Source organism: Myroides sp. TSA_177.3, assembly GCF_052691955.1.
Genome location: NZ_JBQZGD010000001.1, coordinates 341454 through 354642, shown reverse-complemented (window position 1 = coordinate 354642; position 13189 = coordinate 341454). Strand labels below are relative to the sequence as shown.

Below are 13189 nucleotides of genomic sequence, written 5' to 3'. Positions count from 1 at the left end.
ATTCAAATATATATATTTTAATAGATTTTAAATATTTTTTAACAAAAATAAATTAACAAAAAATCTTCTTTTTAATTCTTCTTGTCTTTTACACGCAATAATAGGAAAAAACCAACGATAAAAAACAGAATTAAAAACAAAATTGCATTTTGCATCTTCCCTGTCAAATCACTGATCAACCCATAAATAGACATCCCTACCACAATTCCAATTTTTTCTGTCACATCATAAAAACTAAAAAAAGAAGTTGTATCCGTTGTTTCAGGTAAAAGCTTAGCATAGGTAGAGCGTGAAAGCGATTGTATCCCGCCCATCACTAAACCAACAAAAGCCGCAGCTACATAAAATTCATTGGGCGTAATAATAGTATAAGCATAGATACAAATAAAAACCCAAAGTACATTCAAGACACACAATGTTCGAATATTGCCAATGCGCTTAGACAAGCTAGAGGTAGCAAAAGCTCCAAGGATAGCAATAATCTGAATCAGCATGATACTGACGATTAATCCCATGCTTCGCTGTTGATCATCGGCCCATGCAATTTCCTTTTCTCCAAAGAAAGCAGCAATAATCATCACGGTCTGTACCGCCATACTATATACAAAGAACGCAACTAAATAGCGTTTTAGTATCGTGTGTTCCTGCAAAAGTCCCCATACTTTCTTTAATTCTCTAAATCCTTTAAAGAAAATCTCTCGAGTTAGTTTCTTATCGTTTTTAAAATCAGGTAATTTTCTAAAGGTAATCTGGCTAAAAGCAATCCACCAAACCCCAACTAAAATAAAGGACATTCGCATGGCTTGAGTCGCATCTTCAAATCCCAACTTTTCAGCATTCATCACCAAACCAAGGTTGATAACCAATAAAAGTACACTTCCGATATAACCAAGCGCATATCCTTTGGCACTGATTCGATCTTGTTGTTCTTCAAAAGCAATATCAGGTAAATAGGAATTATAAAAAACTAAACTTCCCCAGAAGCCAATCAATCCCATCATATAAATCAGCAAACTCCAACCAAAATAGTCCAAGCTAAAGAAATAGAGAAGCATACAGGAAGTAGCACCAATAGCACAAAAGAGTTTCATAAAAAACTTCTTTGTACCGAGGTAATCGGCAATCCCCGAAAGCAAAGGAGATATAATAGCAATCAATAGAAAGCCCAAAGCGGTGATGTAACTAATGATGCTCTCACTGTTCATCTCTATGCCAAAAAACGAATAGCTATTAATAGCTCTCGCACGGAATAGCATCCCATAATATAAGGGAAAAATAGAAGAAGAGATGACTAACGCATAAACCGAATTGGCCCAATCATAAAAGGCCCATGCATTTAATAGTTTAGGATCTCCCTTTTGGAAGTTTTTCATCTTGTTGAATATAAATAGCTCGCTAAAATAGAAAAAGCCACCTATAGTCGGTCGCTTTTTCTATTTTATTTTAAAATGTAACTCCAAATTTTGCAGCTTCTGCTTTAGCTTCCGGAATTAATTTCTTCAGATTATCAATACGTTCTTGATTGGAAGGGTGCGTGCTCGTAAAAGAAGATCCTCCGCCTCCACCGCTATTTGCAGCCATACGGCTCCAAAAAGAAACCGCTTCGTCTGGATTATAACCAGCAATTGCCATTAACGTCAATCCAATTTTATCAGCTTCCGTTTCGTTGCTTCTACTAAAAGGTAGCATAACACCATACTGGCTCCCCAAACCAAAGGCCATACCCAATGCTTGTTTTGTTCCTTCTTTACTATTTGCTGTAGCAGCATCTAATCCTAAAGCAGCAGCTTGTTGCAGCATTGCAGCACTCATTCGCTGTTGTCCGTGGTTTGCCAAAGCATGCGATACCTCATGTCCCATAACGGTTGCAATTCCAGCATCTGTTTGACAAATCGGCAAAATCCCCGTGAAGAACACAATCTTCCCTCCTGGCATACACCAAGCGTTTACCTCTTTATCATCTACTAAATTGTACTCCCAACGGTAATCTTGTAAATAGGTAGGATATCCATTCGCTGTCAACCATTTTTCAGCTGCTATTCGAATTTTATTCCCAATATCTTCAATACGCTTCGCATCTTTTGTTCCCTTAATTACTTTGTGCTCTTTCAAGAACTCTCCATACTGCTGAAAAGACGATGGGAATAAAGAAGCATCGGACACAAAAGCCATGGTACTTTTTCCACTAAATGGATTTGTCTTACAACCACTTAGCAAAAGAAGAACGCCTAAAGTTAAAACTAGTTTTTTCATTCTATTTTTTCTTCAAAAATAAAACTATTCTTTTATGTTTAACAAATTAGCAGCAGCTTTTGTTGGAAAGCTTTTTTGCTTTTTCGCTAGTTGCTTTTTGTTGAACTTCATACTACTTCGGTAAATTTTCTTTCAACAAAAGAGAAATTTTATATTTAAAGAAACATCTTACGAAAATACAACCTACAAAAAAAAACAAATCGAAACGAAGTGGAGATTCATCGAACACCAAAACAAAATATAAACCTAGTGAGATAAAAAAACTTCCCCAAAAAGACCTCTCCCAATATATTTTGTACTTTTGCTTTAAATGTTTTTAACTCATGCAAGACAATTCTAAAAAAGCAAAACATTCCTTAGAAGTTCCTAAGTCCATTATTTGGACAGGAAAATTCTTACAGTTTTTTTCGCTTCCCTTAGCGGCTAAATTTGCACAAAATCTCTTTATCACTCCTATAAAATTCAAAACACCTAAACGAGAGAAAGAGATGCTTACCAAAAGTAAGCGCAGTAAATTATACGTCAATGCCATCAAAAAGGACATTGTAATGTATGAGTATGGTATCAATAAAAAAGCAAACAAAAAGGCTTTGTTGATTCACGGTTGGAATGGTCGTGGTACGCAATTGGTAACAATTGCCAATATTTTAATTCGACAAGGATATGATATTGTAAGTTTTGACGCACCAGGTCATGGCTTTTCTCCTAAAACAAAAACGAATCTAACAGAATTTATTGCTGCTGCTTTTGAGATTGAAAAACAATTCGGTCCTTTTGATTTAGTTGTCGGACATTCTTTAGGTGGAATGACCACGATGAATGCTTTACGCGATGGACTCAAAGCAAAGAAAGCTGTTATCATTGGCAGTGGTGATGTTGTACAAGATGTTATTGAAGATTTTATCAAACAACTTCAGCTGAAACCACAAATTGCAGACATCATCAAAATGCGTTTTGAAAAACAATTCAATCGTACCATGGATAGCTATTGTGTACACACTGCTGCGGAACAAATTGACATCCCTTTGTTAATTATACACGACGAAGATGATATTGATGTTCCAATTAAAGCGGCTTATCAAATCAAGAAACACGCGGTAAACAGTCAATTAATGGTTACCTCTGGATTAGGGCATCGCAAGGTATTAGGAGATAAAAAAGTCATCGAGCGCATTCGAGATTTCACTCAAGAATAAACACAACACCATCAATTCAAATCTTATGAACAAAGACAAAAATACAACAGAACAAGAGTGGAAAGAAATCCTGACAGAGGAGCAATTCTACGTTTTAAGAGAAAAAGGAACAGAGCGTCCTTTTACTGGAGCTTATACCGACTTTTACGAAGCTGGACAATATGCATGTGCGGGTTGTGGTCAACTTTTATTTGATGCCCAAACGAAGTTTAATTCTCATTGTGGCTGGCCTTCATTTGATCAAGCTATTGAAGGAAGTGTTGAGTATATCAAGGATTTATCGCACGGAATGGTTCGCGTAGAAGTGGTCTGTTCAAATTGTCAGGGGCATTTAGGGCATGTATTTCCTGATGGTCCTCAAGAAACAACAGGGCATCGTTATTGTATCAACTCCGTTTCTATTACGCATCAAAAATAAAAACAAAGGCTCAGAATAAGATGAATCTGATTCTGAGCTAATACAACAATTGAATTTCCTTTAGTCCAAAGGCTAATTCTCCTTGATTTTCCGTCTCAACGACTAATTTCCCATAAGGCGTTACATCTCGAATTATCCCATTGAAACGCGCTCCATTTGGAGTTTCAAAGGCAGAAATCTTATCTTTTCGAAACAGATGGGTTTTATACGCTTCCCATAAGGCATCTGCATTACCCTGTTGCAAAGCATCATACCCCTCTTTTAATTCCAAAAGCAACGCGTGTAATATTATATCCTTATCAAATTGCTCTCCTGCTAGTAATGCTAAAGAACTAGCCTTACTCATCTCCGGGAAATAGTGTTGATTGACATTAATACCAATTCCCACAATTGAAAATATTTCACCCTTAGCTTTGATGATATTTTCGATTAATATGCCACTAATTTTCTTATTTACAGACAAAATGTCATTCGGCCATTTGATAAAAAATGGCAGATTTGTTATTTTTTTCAAGGTGCTTACAACGCTCAATGCAATCATCACATTCAGATCAAAAACCCCTTGAAGACTATCAGGTTCACTCTTCATCAACACACTAAAAGTCAGATTACTACCCGCTTCCGAAATCCAACTTGTTCCTCTTTGTCCTTTGCCAGCAAATTGATTTTCTGTGACAATTGTCGTGAAGTTTTCCAAATCGCAATTTGTTAACATCTCTCTTAAATAGGCGTTTGTGGATGCAGTGGCATCGAGTTTGATGATATTCATATAAAATTATTGTAGTCTAATCAGAAGCGATTCACTATATTTGAACCCAAAATTAGGAAACATATTTTTGTTAACTTGAAGAAATTTAGATAAAATCAATAAATGACAAACAAAACTATCAACAACGACGAATTGATTGCTAATATTATCAAAGGAATTGAAGCTGTAAAAGGGGAAAATACGACGATTTTAGATTTAAGAGAAATAGATAACACACCTTGTGATTATTTCATTATATGCGATGGGAATTCGAATACGCAAGTCAATGCGATTGCAGGTTCCGTTCAAAAAATTGTATCAAAAGAATTACACGACAAACCTTGGCATGTTGAAGGTGAGATTAACGCAGAATGGATTTTAATGGACTATATCAACGTTGTAGTACACGTGTTCCAAAAATCTATCCGCGAATTTTACAACTTAGAGAGCTTGTGGGGAGACGCAAAGATTACGAATATCAACAGCCAATACTAAACTTTAAAATTTATTCTTCATGGCGGGAAACATAAAACCAAACCAAAACAAACCCAAATTTAGCCCGTGGATTTTGTACGCGAGCATTGTGGTTATCGTATTGGTTATAAACTTTTTATCGAACGGCAGCGGTGTTGGAGATTCCAAACAGCTGAGTCTTTCTAAATTTTTCGATTACCTGAAAGAAGGTAAAGTAGAAAAAGTAGAATTTAATCGTTCTGTTGCTAAGGTATATTTAACGAAAGATGCTTTACAGAGTAAAGATTTTGAAGAATTACAACGAAAATCAATCCTAGGCAAAGAAAGTACAGGTCCACAATTTGTAACTGAAATTGGTAACTCAGAAATTTTTCAAAAGAAATTAGATGAGGCTGCTGGAGAAGGTAAACTAGTGGAGTACAAATCTGAAGCTGAAAGCAATTGGGGAGATTATTTTATTAGTTTCCTTCCGATTATCATTATCATCGGATTCTGGTTATTCATGATGAGAAGAATGACTGGTGGCGGTGGTGCTGGCGGAGGCGGACAGATTTTCTCTATTGGAAAATCTAAAGCGAAGCTATTTGATGAGAAGAATGACATCAAAGTAACTTTTAGCGATGTAGCTGGATTAGAAGGAGCGAAAGAAGAAATCGTAGAAATTGTGGAGTTCTTAAAGAACCCAGAAAAATATACCTCTATTGGAGGTAAAATACCAAAAGGAGCCCTTTTAGTAGGACCTCCAGGAACAGGTAAAACGTTACTAGCAAAAGCAGTTGCGGGTGAGGCAAAAGTGCCTTTCTTCTCTTTATCAGGTTCTGATTTCGTAGAGATGTTTGTTGGAGTTGGAGCATCACGTGTACGTGACTTATTCAAACAAGCAAAAGAGAAATCGCCAGCAATTATTTTCATTGATGAGATTGATGCTGTAGGTAGAGCCCGTGGAAAAAGTAATTTCTCTGGATCAAATGATGAGAGAGAAAATACATTGAACCAATTACTGACTGAAATGGATGGTTTTGGTTCTCATACTAATGTGATTGTATTAGCTGCAACGAACCGCGCAGAAATCTTAGATAAAGCGCTTTTACGTGCAGGACGTTTTGACAGACAAATTTATGTTGATCTTCCAGACGTTAAGGAAAGAGAGGCTATTTTCAATGTTCACTTACGCAACATTAAACGAGTAGACAACTTAGATATCGATTTCTTAGCAAAACAAACACCGGGATTCTCTGGTGCTGATATTGCAAACGTTTGTAACGAAGCCGCTTTAACAGCAGCTCGTAAAGACAAAAAAGAAGTAGATATGCAAGACTTCTTGGATGCAGTAGATCGAATCATTGGTGGTCTTGAGAAGAAAAACAAAATCATTACAGTAGAAGAGAAATATGCAATTGCAATTCACGAAGCTGGTCACGCTACGGTAAGCTGGATGTGTGAACACGCGGCACCACTTGTAAAAGTAACTATTGTTCCTCGTGGACAAAGTTTAGGAGCTGCTTGGTACTTACCAGCAGAACGCCAAATTGTACGCACAGAACAGATGTTAGATGAGATGTGTGCTACTATGGGTGGACGTGCTGCAGAAAAGATTGTTTTTGACAAAATTTCAACGGGTGCTTTAAGTGACCTTGAAAAAGTAGCAAAACAAGCTAGAGCAATGGTTACCATCTATGGTTTAAATGAAAAGTTAGGAAACATTACATACTACGATTCATCGGGTCAAAATGAATACAACTTCAGCAAACCATACTCAGAAGATACAGCGAAGGTTATTGATGAAGAAATTTCAAAATTAATCGAAGGTCAATATGAGCGTGCGCAAGCAATCTTAACTGAACACAAAGATAAGTTAATCCAATTGGCTGATTTACTTTGTGAGAAAGAGGTGATTTTCCAACAAGATTTAGAAAATATCTTTGGTAAACGTCCTTTTGACAAGTCAGAAACAGAGGAAAATACGATTCAACCTCAAACGGATACAGAAAACACAATCGCTTAATCAAGCATTGCTGAGAATCAATATAAAAATCTTAACTTAAAGACTCATTTAAGTTAAGATTTTTTTTATCTTTGAAAATAATAAAATTTATACATTACGACACTTAGCGTATGAGCTTTCTAAAGAAGTTAATTAGCGGATTTATGTCAAAACAAAGCAACGAAGAGGCTGATGATCAAAGAAGCCAATATCTTCCAGAAACTGTTATGCCTGTTGATGACCTATTCACTGTTAACTTTAAGAATAACGGCGGTAAGTTTTTATACTGTGATACTCAAACAGAATTACAAGAAACTTTCGTCAATGTTTTACTAGAAAATGATTGGTTTGAAAAAGAAGCTTTAACGAATGAAAACCAATTTCACTCGTTATTGAAAGACAACAACATTCGCTTTGTCAATTCCAAACAACCCGTTTTCTTTGTTTCTTCTTGTGAAAGTTTAATCGCTGATGATGGTGCTATTTTATTTTGCGACAGACAACTCAAAGATTTTAAACCACATGAAATTCCCGACAATGTTATCATCATTGCGGCAACAAGCCAAATTACACGCACTAAAAGCGATGGGCTTCGTGAAATAAAAAGAAAATACAGCAGTTCATTGCCTACTAATATTACAGCAATCAATTGCTTTAAGCCTTCTGCCAATCAAGATTTCTTAAGTTATGGCAGATCCCCTAAAAACTTATATTTACTTTTATTAGAAGATCTATAATTATGTCTGAAACCGTTAAAAGAACAATATCCGGAGTAATCTATATTGTTCTGCTTCTAAGTGCAACTTTGTATGATGCACTAACTTTCAAAATACTATTTGGATTTTTTATGATTGTAGCTGCTTATGAATTTGCTAAATTGATTCAGCTATCAAAATACCTTTGCGTGGGTTTGAGTTTAGTTGCTGTAGCAGCTATTTTTCAAGACCGTATAGCGCTTCCAGTTCAAACGTTGGTGATTATCACATTTTTAATTTTACTAGCCATTACGGCAGAATTATTCACCACACGTAAACCCAATCGAAGCTTACCAATTAAAATTATTCTATTCCTAGGTTATATTCTAGGAACTTTTTTAGCTTTTTTACACCTTCCCTATACTCCCGAAGGATATCAACCTCAAATTGTTATCGGTATTTTAATTTTGGTCTGGACCAACGATACCTTTGCTTATATTGTGGGGAAGAAATTCGGTAAACACAAGCTATTCGAGCGCATTTCTCCTAAAAAAACTATCGAAGGTTTACTAGGTGGAATTGTATTCGCAATTATTGCATCACTAGTACTAAATCACTTTTTTACATCATTAAATGTGTATATTTGGATTGCAAGTGCTATTTTTGTAGGATTATTTGGAACACTTGGGGACTTAATTGAATCTCATTTCAAAAGAGAAGCCGGTGTTAAAGATAGTGGCAAAATCATGCCAGGACACGGAGGTATCTTAGATCGCTTAGACAGCATCTTATTTATCTCACCATTTTTGTATATCATTTTTCAAATTTTATAAGTCATGTTTCATAAAGAAGGAACTAAAATTATTTTTTTCTCGTTAGTAGTAGCTGTAATCTTTATTGTAGTATTAGATTATGTTATAACGATTGATTGGTTAAGAATGACCTTGTCATCTATTATTCTAGCACTGCTAATCTTAGTATTGCAATTCTTTAGAAATCCAAACAGAAGCATTACCCCTAACGACCACGTTATTGTAGCGCCTGTTGATGGAAAAGTAGTTGTAATAGAAGAAGTTTATGAGCCTGAGTATTTTAAAGATAACCGTTTAATGGTTTCTATCTTTATGTCGCCGATTAATGTACACGTTACGCGTTATGGCTTGAGTGGATTGATTAAATACAGTCAATATCACGCAGGAAAATACCTAGTAGCTTGGCATCCTAAGGCAAGTGAAGAAAATGAAAGAACAACAGTTGTTATTGAAAATAAGGTTTTCGGAGAAGTAATGTACCGTCAAATTGCAGGTGCATTAGCGAAGCGTATTATAAACTATGCTAAACCGGGTATGCAAGCGATTCAAGGAACGGATGCTGGTTTCATTAAATTTGGATCTAGAGTGGATTTATATTTACCGATTGGAACAAAAGTAGATGTGGTATTAAACCAAAAAGCTATTGGAAACAAAACGGTAATTGCAAAAAAACAATAATGAGCGAACAACTAGATAAAGACTTTTTAGAAGCCTACAACCGAATTTCAAAGGAAGCTAGAAATTTGGCTCCAGATGTTATGCTGCGGATTTACGCGTACTACAAACAAGCGACAAATGGTTTAAGTCATCAAGACTTTGAACACATGTCTCATGATTTGAAAAAAGCATTTAAATTCAATGCCTGGACTCAGGTGAGTCACCTATCCACAGATCAAGCGAAAGCTGAATATATCAAACTTGCTCAATCTATTTTAAGCGAAGGATGAAAAACAGTACGTTAGTAAACCTCGTGTTTCTCTTTCTTGTCCTTGTGACATCGTCTTGTAGAAAGAAAAATGAACTCATTGAAGTTGAGATTCCTAAAAGAGAGACTTTTGTTGTAGAGAAGAAATCAGTTCTTGGTCAAGAAAAAGTCAAAACGAAACAGGGTCCTTTTGAGATGCATTCGCTTTCTTTTCAATACGAAGAGATTGAAAACTTGTTTAAACCTGAAGATTTAGCACTCCACTATGGGACTATTCATTTGGATTATGCGAATCGTTTAAACACAGCTATTCACGGTACACCATACGTTACTGATAGTTTAACTGCTATCTTAACTAAAGTTACCCCAGCACAGGCTGAAATAACGAATTTAGCAGGCGCCTATTACAACCATAATTTCTTTTGGCAGTCTATCAACAAGAATACAACAACTAGCCCAAATACAGGCTTATCTGCCTTAATTTCATCTAGTTTTGGTTCCTACGCTAATTTAAAAGCTGAGATAACGAGAATTGCCGTTGAATTTGAAGGTTCTGGATGGTTGTGGTTATTAGTAGATCATCGCAATAATTTGACATTGGTCACTACAGAAAACAACGGAAATCCAATTTCTATGCGATTAGGAAAACCTTTATTAGTGATTGATTTATGGGAGCATGCTTACTTGCCTACCTATAAAAATGACAAAGAGAAATACATCAAAGCGTTACTTCCTCATTTGAATTGGGAATTTGCTAATCAGAGATTGAATGATTAGATAGTAAAGCATAAAATAATAATATATACAAAAAAGGCGAAAGAATATTCTTTCGCCTTTTTTGTATTATATGTTTGATTCAGAAATTTCTGATCTGATTCAAGAAGTTCTCTTTTTTGATGTATTTTTAATCAAAAGGTTATCCTGTTATGGCAAATTGCCATTTGCCACTACGCGATTTTCACCATCACCCATCACACCATCACCTATCACACCATCACCAATAACCCATACCCCGTAACTCATAACTCCTTACCCCTTAAAAAGGAACATCATCATCATTAAACACATCACGTGCTGGTGGTAAATGTTGGGTCATATTTGCTCCTTCGTTAATTGCAGAAGAATATACGCCATCTCCACCTGCGAAACCTTCCATGCGGGCATCTTCATCCAAGTTGTCAAACTTACCGTACATTCCTAAGAACTTCAGACGGATATTGTCCAATCCACCATTTCTGTGTTTTGCTACGATAAATTCCGCTTGTCCTGCTGTAGGAGAACGGAACTCATCATCCCATTCTTCAATTTTATAGTACTCTGGACGATAAATAAACGATACGATATCCGCATCTTGCTCAATAGCTCCAGACTCCCTTAAATCGGATAATAAAGGCCTTTTAGACGTTCCCCTAGTCTCTACCGCACGCGATAACTGAGATAAGGCAATTACGGGTATATCCAACTCTTTCGCTAAGGCTTTTAAGTTACGAGAAATAGTAGAAATCTCTTGTTCACGGTTTCCTCCTCCTTTTTGACTTCCTCCCGCTGTCATTAACTGCAAGTAATCAATTACGATAAGTTTAATTCCATATTGAGAGGCCAAACGTCTTGCTTTTGCACGTAAATCGAAAATAGACAAGGAAGGTGTATCGTCAATAAACAACGGTGCACGTTCTAAATCTTTTACTTTTACGTTCAATTGCTCCCATTCGTGTTTTTCTAGTTTACCTGTACGCAATTTCTCCGAAGACAAACCTGTTTCTGACGAAATCAAACGCGTGATTAACTGTACGGAAGACATCTCTAAGGAGAAAAACGCTACACCCGCTCCTGCTTCAATAGCAATATTACGTGCCATCGATAATACAAATGCCGTTTTTCCCATCCCGGGACGTGCAGCAATAATAATCAAGTCACTCGGCTGCCATCCTGAAGTTAATTCATCCAATTTATGGAAACCAGTAGGTAACCCACTCAATCCTTCTTTGGTACTAATCTCTTCAATACGCTTTTTGGCTTGCGCCACTAAGCTTTGCGCCGTCTCCGAACTCTTTTTAATATTTCCTTGTGTAACCTCATACAATTTAGCCTCCGCTTTATCTAATAAATCGAAAACATCGGTTGTTTCATCGTAGGCATCTTCGATAATTTCATTGGAAATACGAATCAAACTACGTTGAATAAACTTTTGCAGGATTACACGCGAGTGGAATTCAATATGCGCAGAAGAACTGATCTTTTGTGTTAAACTAACTAGGTAGGCATCCCCTCCAGCCATATCTAATTTGGCATTTTTGCGGAGTTGAGCCGATACAGTTAACAAGTCAATAGGTTGGTTCCCAACGAATAATTGATCAATTGCTTCAAAAATATACTTGTGTCCTTCCTTATAAAAAGCTTCTGGTTGAAGTATATCGATTACTTCGTCAATCCCCTTTTTGTCAATCATCATTGCACCCAGCACAGCCTCCTCAAAATCAGTAACTTGAGGTGGTAATTTCCCTTTTTCTAAAGCAATAACATCTTTAGTAAAAGAGCTGGCGTAGGTACGTATATCTTTTGCTTTTTCCATAATGCGAAAATAACTCTTTTTTTAATATGCTGTTCGCGTATTCACTTTACAATCAATAAAAATAAACTATTTTCATTTGATTCCAGAAATATTGAAGCACAAAAAATCCGAGTGTAAACTCGGATTTTTAATTTTTCTTATCTTGTCATTTAGCTTTTGTACTCTCCCATTTCGAAGTACTTTTCCATGCGTTGGTTCAGTAACTTGTCTAGTGGAGTTTTAGCCAATTCTTTGTATGTTTTTTCAATATACGTTCTCACTGAATTAAAAGTAGCTTCTCTATCTGAGTGTGCTCCTCCTAATGGTTCAGCGATAATATCATCAACTAACTTATTCTTTTTCATATCATAAGAAGTCAATTTTAATGCATCTGCCGCTTGTTCTTTAAATTCCCAGCTTCTCCATAAAATCGAAGAACATGATTCTGGTGAAATTACAGAATACCATGTATTTTCTAACATGGTTACGCGGTCACCCACACCAATACCCAATGCTCCACCTGAAGCTCCTTCACCAATAATAATACAGATGATAGGCACTTTAATACGGAACATTTCATAAATATTACGTGCAATAGCTTCTCCTTGTCCTCTTTCCTCTGCTTCTAATCCTGGGTATGCACCTGGAGTATCAATCAAAGTAACGATTGGAATATTAAATTTCTCAGCCATTTGCATCAAACGCAAAGCTTTTCTGTATCCTTCCGGATTTGCCATCCCGAAGTTTCTATACTGTCTTGTCTTTGTGTTGAATCCTTTTTGCTGTCCTACGAACATAAAACTTTGATCTCCAATTTTTCCTAAACCACCGATCATTGCTTTGTCGTCTTTTACATTTCTATCACCAAATAATTCTAAAAATGTATCACCACAAAGTGCTTTAATATAATCAACAGTATAAGGTCTGTTTGGGTGTCTTGACAATTGTACACGTTGCCAAGGAGTCAAATTCTTATATATCGTTTTCTTTGTCTCTTCTAATTTCTTCTCGATTTGTGAGCAAGTCGTCGATACATCTACATCAGATTCTTCCCCGATTAACGTACATTTTTTTAACTGCTCCTCAAGTTCTTTAATAGGAAGCTCAAAATCTAAATATTCCATTTATGAATA

Annotated in this window: 14 protein-coding genes; 9 read left to right on the top strand and 5 right to left on the bottom strand. The window is 36.1% G+C overall.

The annotated features are described in order from the left end of the window. Nucleotides 1-71 precede the first annotated feature (71 nt). Complete coding sequence (locus ACUTSE_RS01555) at nt 72-1373, bottom strand: MFS transporter (protein ID WP_445638970.1); 1302 nt, start codon at nt 1371-1373, stop codon at nt 72-74. A 70-nt stretch (nt 1374-1443) separates the two neighbouring features. Further along, the gene (locus tag ACUTSE_RS01550) at nt 1444-2253 is read right to left on the bottom strand and encodes a M48 family metalloprotease (protein ID WP_002990227.1); all 810 of its coding nucleotides are present in this window, start codon (nt 2251-2253) and stop codon (nt 1444-1446) included. 323 nt (nt 2254-2576) lie between these two features. Here ACUTSE_RS01550 and ACUTSE_RS01545 point away from each other — a divergent pair, with 323 nt between their 5' ends. Together ACUTSE_RS01545 and msrB are read left to right on the top strand one after the other, a co-directional pair. Next, a complete protein-coding gene (locus tag ACUTSE_RS01545; protein ID WP_002990223.1) occupies nt 2577-3449 on the top strand; it encodes an alpha/beta fold hydrolase in 873 nt (290 codons plus the stop codon). A gap of 25 nt (nt 3450-3474) precedes the next feature. Further along, nucleotides 3475-3867, top strand: coding sequence for a peptide-methionine (R)-S-oxide reductase MsrB (gene msrB / locus ACUTSE_RS01540; protein ID WP_002990221.1), 393 nt, complete (start codon nt 3475-3477; stop codon nt 3865-3867). 37 nt (nt 3868-3904) lie between these two features. Here msrB and ACUTSE_RS01535 read toward each other — a convergent pair whose 3' ends face one another. Further along, nucleotides 3905-4636 (bottom strand): biotin--[acetyl-CoA-carboxylase] ligase, encoded by a 732-nt coding sequence (locus ACUTSE_RS01535; RefSeq protein WP_445638969.1) that lies wholly within the window; start codon nt 4634-4636, stop codon nt 3905-3907. Between the two features lie 102 nt (nt 4637-4738). Between ACUTSE_RS01535 and rsfS the strand changes: the two genes are divergently transcribed. The 7 genes from rsfS (at nt 4739) to ACUTSE_RS01500 (ending at nt 10282) form a co-directional block, all read left to right on the top strand. Beyond that, nucleotides 4739-5110, top strand: coding sequence for a ribosome silencing factor (gene rsfS, locus ACUTSE_RS01530; RefSeq protein WP_002990216.1), 372 nt, complete (start codon nt 4739-4741; stop codon nt 5108-5110). A 19-nt stretch (nt 5111-5129) separates the two neighbouring features. Next, nucleotides 5130-7094: an ATP-dependent zinc metalloprotease FtsH gene (gene ftsH, locus ACUTSE_RS01525; protein WP_002990214.1), complete on the top strand. Its 1965-nt coding sequence runs from the start codon at nt 5130-5132 to the stop codon at nt 7092-7094. Nucleotides 7095-7237: 143 nt separating this feature from the next. Continuing rightward, a complete protein-coding gene (locus ACUTSE_RS01520) occupies nt 7238-7810 on the top strand; it encodes an LUD domain-containing protein (RefSeq protein WP_445638968.1) in 573 nt (190 codons plus the stop codon). A 2-nt stretch (nt 7811-7812) separates the two neighbouring features. Next, nucleotides 7813-8601, top strand: a complete 789-nt coding sequence (locus tag ACUTSE_RS01515) for a phosphatidate cytidylyltransferase (RefSeq protein WP_445638967.1) — start codon at nt 7813-7815, stop codon at nt 8599-8601. A gap of 3 nt (nt 8602-8604) precedes the next feature. After that, nucleotides 8605-9258, top strand: a complete 654-nt coding sequence (locus ACUTSE_RS01510; RefSeq protein WP_002990209.1) for a phosphatidylserine decarboxylase family protein — start codon at nt 8605-8607, stop codon at nt 9256-9258. Further along, nucleotides 9258-9527 (top strand): acyl-CoA-binding protein, encoded by a 270-nt coding sequence (locus ACUTSE_RS01505; RefSeq protein ID WP_002990207.1) that lies wholly within the window; start codon nt 9258-9260, stop codon nt 9525-9527. Before ACUTSE_RS01510 ends, ACUTSE_RS01505 begins: the two co-directional genes overlap by 1 nt. Further along, entirely contained in the window at nt 9524-10282 is a 759-nt protein-coding gene (locus ACUTSE_RS01500; RefSeq protein ID WP_445638966.1) for a superoxide dismutase, read from the top strand. Before ACUTSE_RS01505 ends, ACUTSE_RS01500 begins: the two co-directional genes overlap by 4 nt. Before the next feature lie 259 nt (nt 10283-10541). Here ACUTSE_RS01500 and dnaB read toward each other — a convergent pair whose 3' ends face one another. Together dnaB and ACUTSE_RS01490 are read right to left on the bottom strand one after the other, a co-directional pair. Then, on the bottom strand, nt 10542-12077 hold the full coding sequence (gene dnaB, locus ACUTSE_RS01495; RefSeq protein WP_002990202.1) for a replicative DNA helicase: 1536 nt from the start codon (nt 12075-12077) through the stop codon (nt 10542-10544). Between the two features lie 149 nt (nt 12078-12226). After that, nucleotides 12227-13180, bottom strand: coding sequence for an acetyl-CoA carboxylase carboxyltransferase subunit alpha (locus ACUTSE_RS01490; protein ID WP_283829527.1), 954 nt, complete (start codon nt 13178-13180; stop codon nt 12227-12229). Nucleotides 13181-13189: the final 9 nt, after the last annotated feature.